This window comes from Pseudomonas sp. B21-056, from assembly GCF_026016325.1.
Classification (GTDB): domain Bacteria; phylum Pseudomonadota; class Gammaproteobacteria; order Pseudomonadales; family Pseudomonadaceae; genus Aquipseudomonas.
Genome location: NZ_CP087203.1, coordinates 6,295,028 through 6,310,746 on the forward strand (window position 1 = coordinate 6,295,028; position 15,719 = coordinate 6,310,746).

At 62.0% G+C, this 15,719-nt stretch carries 13 protein-coding genes; all 13 read left to right on the forward strand.

Annotation, left to right across the window (positions count from 1 at the left end):
- The first annotated feature begins 24 nt into the window (after positions 1–24).
- The 13 genes from LOY67_RS27670 (at position 25) to LOY67_RS27730 (ending at position 15,617) form a co-directional block, all read left to right on the forward strand.
- A complete protein-coding gene (locus tag LOY67_RS27670; protein WP_265065283.1) occupies positions 25–465 on the forward strand; it encodes a type VI secretion system amidase effector protein Tae4 in 441 nt (146 codons plus the stop codon).
- The gene (locus LOY67_RS27675) at positions 462–908 is read left to right on the forward strand and encodes a hypothetical protein (protein ID WP_265065284.1); all 447 of its coding nucleotides are present in this window, start codon (positions 462–464) and stop codon (positions 906–908) included. The genes LOY67_RS27670 and LOY67_RS27675 overlap by 4 nt, the downstream gene beginning before the upstream one ends.
- Positions 902–1,414, forward strand: a complete 513-nt coding sequence (gene tssE / locus LOY67_RS27680; RefSeq protein ID WP_265065285.1) for a type VI secretion system baseplate subunit TssE — start codon at positions 902–904, stop codon at positions 1,412–1,414. The genes LOY67_RS27675 and tssE overlap by 7 nt, the downstream gene beginning before the upstream one ends.
- Positions 1,411–3,270, forward strand: coding sequence for a type VI secretion system baseplate subunit TssF (gene tssF / locus LOY67_RS27685; protein WP_265065286.1), 1,860 nt, complete (start codon positions 1,411–1,413; stop codon positions 3,268–3,270). The genes tssE and tssF overlap by 4 nt, the downstream gene beginning before the upstream one ends.
- The gene (gene tssG / locus LOY67_RS27690; protein WP_265065287.1) at positions 3,234–4,286 is read left to right on the forward strand and encodes a type VI secretion system baseplate subunit TssG; all 1,053 of its coding nucleotides are present in this window, start codon (positions 3,234–3,236) and stop codon (positions 4,284–4,286) included. Before tssF ends, tssG begins: the two co-directional genes overlap by 37 nt.
- Complete coding sequence (tssH, locus tag LOY67_RS27695; protein WP_265065288.1) at positions 4,279–6,969, forward strand: type VI secretion system ATPase TssH; 2,691 nt, start codon at positions 4,279–4,281, stop codon at positions 6,967–6,969. Before tssG ends, tssH begins: the two co-directional genes overlap by 8 nt.
- A gap of 158 nt (positions 6,970–7,127) precedes the next feature.
- Entirely contained in the window at positions 7,128–9,059 is a 1,932-nt protein-coding gene (locus tag LOY67_RS27700) for a type VI secretion system tip protein VgrG (protein ID WP_265065289.1), read from the forward strand.
- A gap of 18 nt (positions 9,060–9,077) precedes the next feature.
- A complete protein-coding gene (locus LOY67_RS27705) occupies positions 9,078–9,512 on the forward strand; it encodes a DUF1795 domain-containing protein (protein WP_265065290.1) in 435 nt (144 codons plus the stop codon).
- 12 nt (positions 9,513–9,524) lie between these two features.
- On the forward strand, positions 9,525–13,919 hold the full coding sequence (locus tag LOY67_RS27710; protein WP_265065291.1) for an RHS repeat-associated core domain-containing protein: 4,395 nt from the start codon (positions 9,525–9,527) through the stop codon (positions 13,917–13,919).
- Between the two features lie 5 nt (positions 13,920–13,924).
- Complete coding sequence (locus LOY67_RS27715) at positions 13,925–14,551, forward strand: hypothetical protein (protein ID WP_265065292.1); 627 nt, start codon at positions 13,925–13,927, stop codon at positions 14,549–14,551.
- An 18-nt stretch (positions 14,552–14,569) separates the two neighbouring features.
- A complete protein-coding gene (gene comJ, locus LOY67_RS27720) occupies positions 14,570–14,758 on the forward strand; it encodes a competence protein ComJ (RefSeq protein WP_265065293.1) in 189 nt (62 codons plus the stop codon).
- A complete protein-coding gene (gene comJ / locus LOY67_RS27725; RefSeq protein ID WP_265065294.1) occupies positions 14,755–15,075 on the forward strand; it encodes a competence protein ComJ in 321 nt (106 codons plus the stop codon). The genes comJ (LOY67_RS27720) and comJ (LOY67_RS27725) overlap by 4 nt, the downstream gene beginning before the upstream one ends.
- A gap of 68 nt (positions 15,076–15,143) precedes the next feature.
- Positions 15,144–15,617: an SMI1/KNR4 family protein gene (locus LOY67_RS27730; RefSeq protein ID WP_265065295.1), complete on the forward strand. Its 474-nt coding sequence runs from the start codon at positions 15,144–15,146 to the stop codon at positions 15,615–15,617.
- Positions 15,618–15,719: the final 102 nt, after the last annotated feature.

A 15,719-nucleotide genomic window follows, 5' to 3' on the forward strand; every position in this document is an offset into this window, starting at 1 on the left:
CCTTTACCGCGCGGTGTCTGAGTCATGGCCAAGCCTTCGTTTATCAATTTGTGGAACAGCTATCCCAATACGCCAACGCCCTGCGACGGCCCTTGGGACAATCAATGCGCTATCCGCATGAGTGTCACGCTCAACGCGGAAAAAACCATCAAGGTCAACAAGTCGACCTATACCGAACCCAAATGCGCGCACGAACACGCACGGGGGGCGGAGTCGTTGGCCAACTGGCTCTGGCGACATCATCTAGGGCGTCCGCTGATTCTCTCGGGAAGTGCCGAAGATCGGCGCAAGCTCATTCAGAAGACCGGGATCATCTTCTTCAAGGACTGCTTTGCACGGCATGGGCAATCCCTGGAAGCACGCACCGGCGACCACATCGATCTGTGGAATCGCGGCAGGGTCACGGGCGACTTCGCCGACCAGGCCCATCGCTCAAAACAAGTCTGGTTCTGGGAACTGTCATGATCAAGCCAACGCTACAGTCGCTTCTGGCCAGTTGCATGATCGTAAGCCTGCACGCCTGTGCCGAAACGGTGCCTGCCGATGCGAACCGGGCGAGCAACAACCAGGTCGACCTTGGCGGCCAGATCCTGACCCTGGAAAACCACAACCAACGTTGCGCCCTACGCAAACCGGATCAAAGCGTCCTGACCCTGGACATGACATGGCCCTGCCACCTGAGCGTCGATCGCCAGGACAAGCCACGGGTCGAGAGTTTCAATAACGCAAAAATCATCATCGTCCAGCACTTTGAGGCCGAACCTGCACCCAGTCAGGAGTGCCGCTCCCAGTACCAGGCCGTCAGGCTGATAGCCGGTCGCCTGGAAGCCTCGATGCTCGCCGAAGGCGGCCGTTGCACTCAAGGTGCCGTCGACCAGAAAAACTTCGTGGCCCTTTTTACGTGGTAACCGAAATCGCCACCCGCGATCGCCTCCAACCCTCCCTATTGGACCGGTTGACCGACGACGATCCGACCAATCCCAAGGAAAGCGCCGACAAGCGCGTGCTGTCGCTCACCCAGCTGAAAGCCTCGGTGCTGCGTGACCTGGCGTGGTTGCTCAATACCACTTCGTTGCTCGACGCCGATGCCACGCTGCATACCCCGGCGGGCACCTCGGTGGTGAACTTCGGGCTGCCGGCGCTGGCCGGCAACAGCGCGTCGAACGTCGATCTTTCGGCGCTGGAAGCCCTGATCCAGCAAGCCATCGCCACCTTCGAGCCGCGCATCCTGCGCCATACCCTGCGCGTGCGCGCCCGGGCGACAGCCGAGATGAACCACAACGCCTTGAGTTTCGAGATCGAAGGCGACCTCTGGGCCCAGCCGGTGCCGCTGCGCCTGATGCTGCAAACCGACCTGGACCTGGAAACCGGCCATGTGCGGGTGGTCAACGCCGATCAGCGGAGACGCTCATGAACCCGCGCCTGCTGGAGCTGTACAACCAGGAACTGCACCACGTGCGCGAAAGCGCGGCGGAGTTCGCCAAGGAATACCCCAAGATCGCCAGTCGGCTGACGTTGTCCGGCATGGACTGCGCCGACCCTTATGTCGAACGGCTGCTGGAAGGTTTCGCCTACCTGACGGCGCGGGTTCAACTCAAGCTCGACGCCGAGTACCCGACCTTCACCCACAACCTGCTGGAAATCGCCTACCCCCATTACCTGGCGCCGACGCCGTCGATGACCGTGGTGCAGATGCAGGCTGATCCCGACGAAGGTTCATTGAGCAGCGGCTTCGAGCTGCCCCGTGACAGTGTCCTGCGCGCCGCCCTCGGTCGTGAAACCCAGACCTGCTGCGAGTACCGCACCGCCCACTCGGTGACGTTGTGGCCATTGCAGGTCAGCCAGGCCGAGTACTTCGGCAACCCGTCCACGGTGCTCGGGCGCTTGGCGGCCAGTGAGCCGAAAGCCAAGGCCGGCCTGCGCCTGACCCTGCGCACCGGCGCCGAATTGCCGTTCAACAGCCTGGCCCTGGACAACCTGCCGCTGTACCTCAGCGGCGCGGACGAGCAACCGTTCCGCCTCTACGAACAACTGCTGGGCAGCGCCTGCGCGGTGTTCGCCCGCCAGCCCGGCGGCAATTGGGTGGAGCGGCTGCCCCAGGATGCATTGCGCTCCCGCGGCTTCGATGATGTCGACGCTGCGCTGCCAGTGGTGCCGCGGGCGTTCCAGGGCTATCGCCTGTTGCAGGAATACTTCGCCCTGCCCCAGCGCTTTCTGTTCGTCGACTTCACCCAACTGAGCCGGGCAGTCAAGCGCTGCGACGGCCAGGAGCTGGAGTTGATCGTGCTGTTCGACCGCCACGACCCGAGCCTGGAAGGCAGCGTCGGCGCTGCGCAGTTCCTGCCGTTCTGCACCCCGGCCATTAACCTGTTTCCCAAGCGCCTGGACCGCATCCACCTGTCGGACCGGGTCAACGAGCACCACCTGATCGCTGACCGCACCCGACCGATGGATTTCGAAGTGCATTCGCTGACCGGTCTCACCGGCCACGGCACCGGGCCGGAGCAGCCGTTCCTGCCGTTCTATGCCGTGCGCGACCCGTCCCGCTATGGCCGTGACCAGGCCTATTACACGGTGCGCCGTGAACCGCGGGTGTTGTCCAGCGATCAGCGGCGCAACGGCCCGCGCTCGACCTACATCGGCAGCGAAACCTTTGTCAGCCTGGTGGACAGTCACCAGGCGCCCTACCGCCACGATCTGCGTCAATTAGGCGTGACCGCGCTGTGCACCAACCGCGACCTGCCGCTGTTCATGAGCGTGGGCAACGGCAAGACCGACTTCACCCTGGCCGACAGTGCGCCGGTGGGCGCCGTGCGCTGCGTCGCCGGGCCGAGTCGCCCACGGGCCAGCCATGCCCACGACGCCAAGGCCTGGCGGCTGATCAGCCAACTCTCGCTGAACTACTTGTCCCTCAGCGAACAAGGCCAGGGCGCCGCCGCCCTGCGCGAACTGCTGCGCCTGTATGGCGACAGCAACGACGCGGCGTTGCAATTGCAGATCGAAGGCCTGCGGGACGTCAGCAGCAAGGCCTGCACCCGGCGCCTGCCGATGCCCGGCCCGATCGTGTTCGGTCGCGGCCTGGAGATCACCCTGGAATTCGATGAAAACGCGTTTCGCGGCACCGGGGTGTTTCTGCTCGGCGCGGTGTTCGAGCGCTTCCTGGCACGCTACGTGTCGATCAACAGTTTTACCGAGACGGTGATTCGTACCACCGAACGCGGCGAGATCATGCGATGGAAAGCCAAGCCCGGACGTCGTCCGACCCTGTGAGTACCCTGGACGCGATGCACCAGGAACCCTGGGAATACGACTTCTTCCAGGCGTTGCGGCGTATCGAGTGCGAAAGCCCCGGACTGCCGCGCCTGGGCCATTCGTTGCGCCTGGCCGATGACCCGCTGCGCCTCGGGCAACAGGCCGACTGCACTTTCGCCCCGGCCACCCTCGCCTCGGTGCAACCGGGCGTCGACGGCGCACCGGCGCGGCTGGAGCAGTTCTTCTTCGGCCTCGGCGGCCCCAACGGTCCGATGCCGTTGCACATGACCGAATACGTGCGCGAGCGCCAGCGCAACAACGCCGACAGCACCAGCAAGCGCTTTCTCGATGTGTTCCACCATCGCCTGCTCAGCCTGTTCTACCGGGCCTGGGCCGAAGCGCGGCCAACGGTCAGCCATGACCGTCCGGACGACGACTACTGGTCGGCGCGCCTGGCGGCGTTCAGCGGCCGGGGCATGCCAAGCCTGCTCGAACAGGGGCTGATCCCCGACACGGCGAAGCTGCATTACAGCGGTCACCTGGCAGCGCAAACCCGCTACCCGGACGGTTTGAAAGCCATCCTCGGCGAGTACTTCGGCCTGCCGGTGGAGATCGAAGAATACGTCGGCCAATGGCTGGAGTTGCCCGAACGCAGCCGCGTCGGCGTCAGCGCCTATCAACTGGGCGTGGACTTCTGCCTGGGCCGCTACGTGTGGGACCGCCAGCACAAATTCCGCATTCGCCTCGGGCCGCTCAAGCTCGTCGACTACATGGGCATGCTGCCCGGTGGTGAGCCGTTCAACGAATTGGTGGCCTGGGTCGCCGAGTACCTGGGCCATGAACTGGACTGGGACCTGAACCTGGTCCTGGAGCAGCCCGAAGTCCCGGCGCTCCAACTCAACGGCCGTTTCCGCCTGGGGTTCAACACCTGGCTGGGACAGCCCGAAAAAGATGCCAACGATCTAATACTGGCCCGGCATTACGCCGAACAGGCCAACACCTCACAGACCTCAAGGAGCCATGAGCATGGGTGAAATCAGTCGCGCCGCGTTGTTCGGCAAACTCAACAGCGTGGCCTACAAAGCCATCGAAGCCGCCACTGTGTTCTGCAAATTGCGCGGCAACCCTTATGTGGAGCTGGCCCACTGGTTTCACCAGTTGCTGCAACTGCAGGACTCGGACCTGCACCGCATCATCCGCCAGTTCAACGTCGAGCCGGCACGCCTGGCCCGAGACCTGACCGACGCGTTGGACCGCCTGCCGCGGGGTTCGACCTCGATCACCGACCTGTCCTCCCACGTCGAAGAAGCCGTGGAACGCGGCTGGGTCTACGGCAGCCTGATGTTCGGCGAAAGCCAGGTGCGCACCGGTTACCTGGTACTGGGCATCCTCAAGACCCCAAGCCTGCGCCACGCGTTGCTGGGGCTGTCGTCGGAGTTCGACAAGGTCAAGGCCGAAGCCTTGAGCGAACGCTTTGACGAATACGTCGGCGACTCCCCGGAAAACGCCCTGACCGCCAGCGACGGCTTCAACGCCGGCAGCGTGCCGGGCGAAGCCAGCGGCGCCATGGCCCCCAGCGCCATGGGCAAGCAGGAAGCCCTCAAGCGCTTTACCGTCGACCTCACCGAGCAGGCCCGCAGCGGCAAACTCGACCCGATCGTCGGCCGTGACGAAGAGATCCGCCAACTGGTGGACATCCTCATGCGCCGCCGACAGAACAACCCGATCCTCACCGGTGAAGCCGGCGTGGGCAAGACCGCCGTGGTCGAGGGCTTTGCCCTGCGCATCGTCGCCGGTGACGTGCCGCCGTCCCTCAAGGACGTGGAACTGCGCAGCCTCGACGTCGGCCTGTTGCAGGCCGGCGCGAGCATGAAAGGCGAGTTCGAACAGCGCCTGCGCCAGGTCATCGAAGACGTCCAGGCCTCGCCGAAGCCGATCATCCTGTTCATCGACGAAGCCCACACACTGGTGGGTGCCGGTGGCGCCGCCGGGACCGGTGACGCAGCCAACCTGCTCAAGCCGGCCCTGGCCCGCGGCACCCTGCGCACCGTGGCCGCCACGACCTGGGCCGAGTACAAGAAGCACATCGAGAAAGACCCGGCCCTGACCCGGCGTTTCCAGGTGGTGCAAGTGGCCGAGCCGTCGGAAGACAAGGCCCTGCTGATGATGCGCGGCGTGGCCTCGACCATGGAACAGCACCATCAGGTGCAGATCCTCGACGAAGCCCTGGAGGCCTCGGTCAAGCTGTCCCACCGCTACATCCCGGCGCGTCAGTTGCCGGACAAATCCGTGAGCCTGCTGGACACCGCCTGCGCCCGCGTCGCCATCAGCCTACACGCAGTGCCGGCCGAAGTGGACGACAGCCGCCGGCGCATCGAAGCCCTGGAAACCGAGCTGCAGATCATCGCCCGTGAACACGCTATCGGCGTGAGCATCGGCACGCGCCAGACCCAGAGCGAAACCCTGCTGAGCACCGAGCGCGAACGCCTCGCCGAGCTGGAAAGCCGCTGGGCCGAAGAGAAAACCCTGGTGGACGAACTGCTCGCCACCCGCGCCACCCTGCGCGAACGCGTCGGCGTAGTGGACAGCGACGACGCCAGCGACGCTTGCGACAACGAAAGCCACGCCCTGCGCGAGCAACTGGTGGACCTGCAACAGCGCCTCAGCGCCCTGCAAGGCGAAACCCCGTTGATCCTGCCGACCGTGGATTACCAGGCCGTGGCCTCGGTGGTCGCCGACTGGACCGGTATCCCGGTGGGCCGCATGGCTCGCAACGAACTGGAAACCGTGCTCAACCTCGACCAGCACCTGAAGAAACGCATCATCGGCCAGGACCATGCCTTGCAGATGATCGCCAAGCGCATCCAGACCTCCCGCGCCGGCCTCGACAACCCGAGCAAGCCCATCGGCGTGTTCATGCTCGCCGGCACCTCCGGCGTGGGCAAGACCGAAACCGCCCTGGCCCTGGCCGAAGCCATGTATGGCGGTGAACAGAACGTCATCACCATCAACATGAGCGAGTTCCAGGAAGCCCACACCGTGTCCACCCTCAAGGGCGCGCCACCGGGCTACATCGGCTACGGCGAAGGCGGCGTGCTGACCGAAGCCGTGCGGCGCAAACCGTACAGCGTGGTGTTGCTGGACGAGGTGGAAAAAGCCCACCCGGACGTGCATGAAATCTTCTTCCAGGTGTTCGACAAAGGCGTGATGGAAGATGGCGAAGGCCGGGTGATCGACTTCAAGAACACCCTGATCCTGCTGACCACCAACGCCGGTACCGAGCTGATCGCCGAGGTGTGCAAAAACCCGCAGGATGTGCCCGAGCCGGAAGAAATCGCCAAGGCCCTGCGCCAGCCGCTGCTGGAGATCTTCCCGCCGGCCCTGCTCGGGCGCCTGGTGACGATTCCGTACTACCCGCTCAGCGACGTGATGCTCAAGGCCATCACCCGTCTGCAACTCAACCGCATCAAGAAGCGCGTGGAGAACACCCACAAAGTGGCGTTCGACTATGACGACGCGGTGATCGACCTGATCGTCTCGCGCTGCACCGAGACCGAAAGCGGCGGCCGCATGATCGACACCATCCTGACCAACAGCCTGTTGCCGGACATGAGTCGCGAGTTCCTGACCCGCATGCTCGAAGGCAAGGCCCTGGCCGGGGTGCGGATCAGCGCGGTGGATAACGAATTGCAATACGATTTCAGCGACGCGGCCTGACCTGACAGGAACACAAAGAACCCTGTGGGAGCGAGCCTGCTCGCGATAGCGGAATTACATTCAACATCGAGGTTGAATGACACACCGCAATCGCGAGCAGGCTCGCTCCCACAGTGGGTCCGGTTCCTTCAGCTCCTACAACTTGCACGGGATACTCGATGTTACTCAACCAAGCCACACGCCTGGCCAAAATCACCAGCCCCCTGGGGCCCGAGGTGCTGTTGCTCAAGGACATGGGCGGCGGCGAAGAGCTGGGAAGGCTGTTCAACTATGAGTTGCAGCTGCACTCGCTGGACAACGCCATCGACCTCAACCAGGTGCTCGGCAAGCCCATGTGCGTGAGCATGCAGCTGGACGGCGGTGGCGAGCGGCATTTCCACGGCATCGTGGCCCGCTTCAGCCAGAACGTCGACCAGGGCCAGTTCGCCAGTTACCAGGCCACGCTGCGGCCCTGGCTGTGGCTGCTGACGCGTACTTCCGATTGCCGGATTTTCCAGAACCTGACCATCCCGCAGATCATCAAGCAGGTGTTCCGCGACCTGGGGTTTTCCGACTTCGAAGACGCCCTGAGCCGACCCTACCGCGAGTGGGAATACTGCGTGCAGTATCGCGAGACCAGCTTCGACTTCGTCAGCCGCCTGATGGAACAGGAAGGGATCTACTACTTCTTCCGCCACGAACAGGGCCGTCACGTGCTGGTGCTGGCCGATGCCTACGGTGCGCACACCAGCGCGCCCGGCTACGCGTCGGTGCCCTACTACCCGAAGAACGAGCAGCAACGCGAGCGTGACCACATTCACGACTGGCACCTGGCCCAGGAAGTCCAGCCCGGCTCCCTGGAGCTCAACGACTATGACTTCCAGCGCCCCAGCGCGCGCATCGACGTGCGCTCGGCCATGCCCCGTCCGCACACCGCCGGCGACTATCCGCTGTACGACTATCCCGGCACCTATGTGCAGAGCGCAGACGGCGAACACTACGCCCGCACCCGCATCGAAGCCTTGCAGACCCTGCACGAACAGGTCGAGCTGGCCGGTAACGCACGGGGCCTGGGCTCGGGCCATCTGTTCAGCCTCACCGGCTTCACCCGCCAGGACCAGAACCGCGAATACCTGATCGTCGGCGCCCGCTACTACCTGTCCCAGGAAAGTGGCGAAACCAGCGGCGGCGCACCGTCGGCACAGTTCGAAAGCAGCCTGACCTGCATCGTCGCCCAGCAAAGCTATCGTCCGCTGCCCCACACCCACCGGCCCATTGTCAAAGGTCCGCAGACCGCCCTGGTGGTCGGCCCCAAGGGCGAGGAAATCTGGACCGACCAGTTCGGCCGGGTGAAGGTGCACTTCTATTGGGACCGTCACGACCAGTCCAACGAAAACAGCTCGTGCTGGATCCGCGTGTCGCAATCCTGGGCCGGAAAGAACTGGGGCTCGATGCAGATCCCGCGCATCGGCCAGGAAGTGATCGTCAGCTTCCTCGAAGGCGACCCGGACCGACCGATCATCACCGGACGCGTCTATAACGCCGAGCAGACCGTGCCTTACGACCTGCCCGACAACGCCACCCAGAGCGGCATGAAGAGCCGTTCGAGCAAGGGCGGCACGCCGGCGAATTTCAACGAAATCCGCATGGAAGACAAGAAAGGCGCCGAACAGTTGTACATCCATGCCGAGCGCAACCAGGACATCGTGGTCGAGGTGGACGAAAGCCATTCGGTGGGCCACGACCGCAACAAGAGCATCGGCCATGACGAGACGGTGACCATCGGCAACAACCGCCTGCGCATCGTCAAACAGGAAGACATCCTCTCGGTGGGCCTGCGCAAGACCGACAGTATCAGCCAGAGCTACGTCATCGAAGTGGGCGAAAACCTGCGGCTGGTGTGCGGTGAAAGCATCCTGGAGCTCAACGCCAGCGGCCAGATCAACCTGACCGGCGTGCAGATCAGCTTCTATGCCAAGGGCGATGCCGAGTTCAACACCGGCGGCGTTTTGCACCTGAACAATGGCGGCGGTCCCGGCGCTACCCCGGATGGCCAGGGCGTCAAGGCCAGCATCGACGCCAACGTCAAAGCCGCGTTCCCCAAGGGTTAATCCAGAGATTCAGGCGCCATGACTTACCGTATCAATGAATTCCAGTTCCAATTGCCGCCCGGCGAGTTGCTGGATGCGACGATCAACATCCTCAAGTTCCCCGAACTGGGCACATCCTTGATCGTCAGCCGCAGCTTGCTGGCCGAGGGCGAAACCCTGCAAAGCAACCTCGACGACCAGCTCAAGCGCCTGGAAAAACAGGTACAGGACCTGCGCTGCCAACCGGGCGCCACGGTGCGCCTGGGCGCCAACCAGGAAGTCGAAGGCATCGAGCTGCGCAGCCAGTTCAGCAAGGGCAATGAAAAGGTCTTCCAGTACCAGTTGGCGCTGGTGTTGCCCGGCACGCGCAAGATGTTTGCCTTGAGTTACGTCAAGGCGGAAAAACTCGGCGATGCCGAAGCCGCGCATTGGGCAACGATCAAGAACTCCTTGCTGTTCGACGTTCCGGCCTGATGAGCGACCGGCATGTCTGACGCGCTCTGGGCCGCGCGCCTGGGCGACGCACTGGATCACACCTCGATGATGGCCGACATCCTCGGCGGCGTGCTGGAGGTGGCGGCCAACATTGCGATCACGGCCGTCGCCACCGCTGCCGTGGTGGCGGCCACGGGCATCACCGTCGCCACCGGCGGCCTGGGCTGTTTCCTCCTGGGGGCGGTGGTCGGTGCGGTTGTCGGCATCGCCATGAGCAAGACCGGGGCCGACAAGGGCCTGAGCAATATGTGCGAGGGCATCGGCAACGCCCTCTTTCCGCCCACGGTGCAGGCGAACATTCTTACCGGTTCCACCGACACCCTGACCAATAACATCCCGGCCGCCCGTGCTGCCGGAGCCATCGAGTCCCACGTCGCACCCGCTGGCACCGAACTGGAAGCGCCCGAGCCCAGCTACCTGGACATGGCCGAGAGCTTCTTCTCGCAGATGTGGCGCCCCACCGTCGCCACACCGGCCCCCGGCGCCGTACCCAAGCCGCTGGACATGATCACCTGCCTGAAACATCCGCCGATGCCGCCGCAGTTCCTGGCCGAAGGCTCGGACAAGGTCACCATCAACGGCCAGCCCGCCGTGCGCAGCGGTGACCGCAGTACCTGCGAAGCGAAGGTAGTGTCGTCCGGGTTGATTTCACCCGATGTGACCATTGGCGGCGGCACCGTGGTGGTGCGCGAGATTCGCAGCGGCAAGACGCCGGGCGTGGGGCTGGCGGTGACTGCGTTGCTGATGCTTAAGGGAAGCAAGGGCAAGTTCTTCAGCAAGCTGCCGTGCATGTTGATTGGCGGCGCCGCTTCGATGGCGGTCAGCAGTGCGATGGGCGCTGCAGCCAATGCGGCCATGGGCTCATCCAATCCGGTGCACGCCGCCACCGGCGCCAAGGTGCTGGGTGGCGATGAGGACATGGACTTCGTCTTGCCGGGGATCCTGCCCATCGACTGGCAGCGCTTCTACAACAGCCGTGACGAACGCGGCGAAGGGCTGCTCGGCGTCGGCTGGAGCGTGGCCTACGAAGTGTGCGTCGAGATCCGGCCCCATCCCGAGGGTGGTGAAACCCTGGTCTACACCGACGAACAGGGCCGTCCCATCGACATGGGCTCGATCCCCCTGGGTGGCGCGATGTTCAGCCCCGGCGAAGGCCTCGCCGTGCGGCGCCATGCCAACGGGCAATTGCTGATCGAAAGCGAGGACGGTCTGTATCGTCTGTTCGAACCGGCGCCGGGGAACGCGGCTTTGCTGCGCCTGAATCAGTTGGGCGACCGCAACGACAACCGCATCCACCTCGACTACGACGAGGCCGGGCGCCTGGTACGGCTGCGCGACGCTTTCGACCTGGCACAGGTCGAGCTGGCTTACGAGCGTGAACGTGTCGTCCAGATCGAACGCCTGTACCCCGATCAGCAACGGGAAGTGCTGGTCAGCTACGCCTACGACACGGCGGGCAATTTGGCCGAAGTGCGCGACGCCGGCGGCCAGGTGCAACGACGCTTCGCCTATGACGCCGGCCGGCGCATGGTGGAGCACCTGTTACCGACCGGCCTGCGCTGTTTCTATGACTGGGCCCTGGTCGAGGATCGGGAATGGCGGGTGGTTCGCCATTGGACCGACGAGGGCGACAGCTACCAGTTCGATTATGACCTCGCTGCCGGCATCACGCGCATCAGCGATGGCCTGCAGCGAGTCAGCACCCGCCATTGGAACACTCAGCACCAGATCACCCAGTTCACCGACAATCTCGGCCAGACCTGGTCGTTCGAGTGGAACGACGAGCGCCAGATGCTCAGCGCCACCGACCCACAGGGCGGGCGCTACGCCTATAGCTACGACGAAGCCGGCAACCTGATCAGCGAAACCGACCCGCTGGGTCGCAGTGGCTCAACCCTCTGGCTGGAACACTGGGCCTTGCCGCTGATGGAAACCGACGCGGCAGGCAATAGCTGGAAATACCGCTACGATCAGCGCGGCAACTGCATCGCCGAAACCGACCCGCTGGGCCACATCACCCGCTACCACTACGACACCCACGGCCAGGTCGTCGAGATCATCGACGCCACCGGCAAAAGCAAGAAGCTGCGCTGGAACCCGTTCGGGCAACTGGTGGAGCATGTCGATTGCTCGGGTTATCCGACACGGTTCAGCTACGACCCACGCGGCTACCTGCACACCATTACCGATGCCCTCGGCGAGCGCACCCAGTTCAGCTATGACGCCCAAGGTCGACTGCTCAGCAGCCAGTTGCCGGACGGTCGCACTGAGCTTTACCAACGCGACGTCGCCGGCCAGTTGACCGGCTATACAGACCCGGCCGGGCACACCACGCTCTACCAGCACAACCGTCGCGGCCAGGTCCGCCAGCGCACCGACGCCCAGGGCCGGCAGGTGCAGTTTGCGTATGACAGCTACGGGCGCCTGCAAGCGCTGGTCAATGAAAATGGCGAGAGCTATCGGTTTGCCTGGGATGCGGGCGACCGGTTGACCGAACAACAGGATCTGGATGGCAGCGCCAAGCGCTACGCCTACGACCGGCTGGACAACGTCGCGGCGGTGACGGCCGTTCCGGCCCCTTACGACACAGGCCTGGCGGTTATCCCCGAAACGCCAACGCCCTCCATTGTCCATCGACTGGAACGCGATGCCATGGGTCGGCTGATCGCCAAAATCACCGACGATGGCCGCACCGAATACGCCTACGACCCGCTGGACCAGCTCACCGCTGTCACCTTCACCGACCACCAGGACAACGCCCAGTCCCTGAGCTTCGCCTACGACGCCCTCGGCCAGTTGCTGGCCGAAAACAGCGCCGCCGGCAGTTTGCAACACCACTACGACGAACTCGGCAACCTGATCCAGACCCAACTGCCCGATGGCCGCTGGCTCAACCGGCTGTACTACGGCAGCGGGCATCTGCACCAGATCAACCTCGACGGCCAGGTCATCAGCGATTTCGAACGCGACCGCCTGCACCGCGAAGTGCTGCGCACCCAAGGGCAGATCAGCACCCGCAGCGAATACGACCGCAGCGGCCGCCTACGCTCGCGCCAGCGCCGCCACACCAGCCAACCGTCGCTCCTGCCGGCGGCGGTGCAAAAACACTTCGAGTACGACCCCGCCGACAACCTGATCGGCAAACTCGACCAGCAACCGGCCTCGCAACACCGCCAACTGCTGCACTACGACACTACCGGCCGCATCATCGCCAGCCAGGACAGCCTCCACGGCCAACGCGAAACCTTCACCTACGACGCCGCCGCCAACCTGCTGGATGGCCCGCAAGCGGGCGCCGGGCTGGTGGTGCACAACAAGCTGCTGACCTATCAGGACAAGCGTTACCGCTACGACGCGTTTGGCCGAATGATTGAAAAGCGCAGCGCAAAACGAGGCCTGCAACGCTTCGCCTACGATGCCGAAAGTCGCTTGATCGAAGTGCGCAACGAGAACGGCAACGTCGTGCGCATGACCTACGACCCGCTCGGCCGACGCATCATCAAAAGTGAGCACGACACCCACGGTTATCCGCTCGGCGAAACCCGCTTTACCTGGGACGGTCTGCGCCTGTTGCAGGAACATCGCCACCAGCAGACCAGCCTGTACCTCTACGACGACAACAGCTACGAACCCCTGGCCCGAGTCGACGGCACTGGCCCACTGCAAAAGATCCGCTACTACCACAACGACCTCAACGGCCTGCCGGAACAACTCACCGAGGCCGACGGCCACAGCGTCTGGCAGGCGACCTATCGGGTCTGGGGCAACATGCTGCAAGAGGTACGCGAACCCTATTACATCGAAGAGCAGAACCTGCGGTTCCAAGGACAGTACCTGGATCGGGAGACGGGGCTGCATTTCAATACGTTCAGGTTTTATGATCCGGATGTGGGGCGGTTTATTACACTGGATCCGATTGGGTTGGCGGGGGGATTAAACCTCTATCAGTACGCGCCAAATCCCCTGACGTGGATAGACCCGTGGGGATGGGCTTGCAAAAGCGCGGTCAGTGGTAACAAAGGCCGAACCAAGGCGATTCATGACCTCAAGCGCAATGGCTTCAAGGTCGTTTCTGAAGAAGTGACCATGAAGGTCAACGGCAAGCGCATTCGGGCCGACTTCGTAGCCAAAGACCAAAACGGAAAGCTGCATGTTTTTGAGGTGAAACACGGCACCGGGAAATTGACCCCCAACCAAACCGGTTCCAATGTCTTCGATATGACTAAGCCGGCCAACACCACACAGCACCTGGGAGGGGGGACAATTAAACCATCCGCCGGAACAAAGGGATCGTTCAAAGTCGATACCAAAGGCATGCCGGGTGTACCGCTGGGTGGCAAAGGCGCTCAACACAACGCAACCTTCAATCTTTTAATCTACAAGTGAACCCCATGAGCCTCGAAATTCGTAAAATTGTGGAAGCGCAATTACTGGCGGCACTCAAACAAATTGCCTCACCTCACTTGGATCTGAAGGCAGGAAAAAACAAGCTTGGTTTGCTTGCTTCCAAGGAAAAGCTTGGAGAAATCTACGTTCAACATTTGAACAAAGCCGATGGCTATTACGCAGGAATGGAAATTTACACCTGTGAAGCATTCACCTTCTGCAAAGACCAGACCCCACCCTACGAAAGCCGTCTGCTGAACGCGTCCTTTCTATCGAGGAGTTCGCTATCTGAAGAGAAAAAAGAATTTGGCGATGAGCTGGGCGGCATCATCAGAACCCCAGCACCAAATGAAGTCAGTATCACGGTTAACAAAATAGTCGAACGGCTTACAAAGAATTACCTGACCAAGGCAGAGAACTGCATTCTCGGCACACCTTCACTGATCGATGACGTACTGGCCGAACCCGAAAACTACGCGTTCCCGTTCCTGACGATTCTCTTCGCAGCGCAGAAACACGAACTGAGCCTGGATTCTCAGGTGCTGAAAAAAGCATTCGCGACCAAATCAATTTTCGGAAACAAGCAGTTTGATCTGGCGTTAGCGAACAAGTTACTTGCTGGGGAAAAATAAAAATATGACCAAGACAGTATGAAAAACAACACTCAAACTGTGGATCTACTGATCTCCCACAGCCAGATTCAATTCCGATCACGGGCCTTCGACGAAAGCTCCAGCCAATGGGGCAACGTCAATCTGGAGCAGGGTGCGATCATTCATAGCGACTATGTGGTGTTTGATCCTCTACCCGAAGATGCTTCGGCGCAAATGTGCACTTGAAACTCGACGACAGTTTCAAGCTCGCACCCACCGCCCAACGCTGCATCGTCGTGCCGTTTCAAGTCACCGATACCAGCCATGTGGAAATTGCATCCGCTGCTGAAAAATTCAAGGTCGAGCTTGATCTGGAAGCACGCGCCTATGCGTTGTACTTTGAAGTGTGCGAAGGAGACGAGATTTTCTACAAAATCACTCTAGTGCCCTCAGACAGCAAGGCACCAGCCAAGTATCTACTGGACGACCCCTGGGGCGGTGAGAAAGACAAGGTACTGGCAGAGGGACTTGTTAGAACTCGTCTCCCCCAGAGAAACGGGTAACCGGTGCAGCGGCCTGTAACGCTTCTCGATGCCGGAAGTCGGCGCTTGTTCGTGATAGAAGCTCAACAATGATTGAAAACACATTCTCGAATGACATTACGGCTGTTACTCCTGCGGATCTTGACCACCTGGAATCCGTCATTGGCAAAAAGCTACCGGCGCCCTTCAGGGATCATTACCTCAAGTACAACGGCGGCGTACCGGAGCGGACCTATTGGGTCAGTGGCGAGTTCGATGAGCCGTTGGAAGTGGCTGCCTTCAAACCCATTGCCGGAAGCGACTCCACAGTGCTATCCACCTACCATCTGATGCTGAAGAAACAGGTGCTTGCTCCCCACCTGCTGCCTTTCGCGAACGATTGGGGTGGAAACTTCTTTTGTCTGAACCTTGATTCGGGAGCCATCAGTTATTTCACCACCGATACTTTCGACAGCGACCTCAGCCCTGAAGAGAATCAGGCCGAATCCGAAAAACTTGTATGCTCGAATTTCCTTCGGTTCGTCCAAGGGTTGATCGACGAGGAGGATTTGGACGAAGCGTGAATCCATCGCAGCACAAAATGCGGATTCAAGAACACAATCCTGTGGCGAGGGGATTTATCCCCGCTGGGCTGCGCAGCAGCCCCAAAAACCATGCACTGGGGT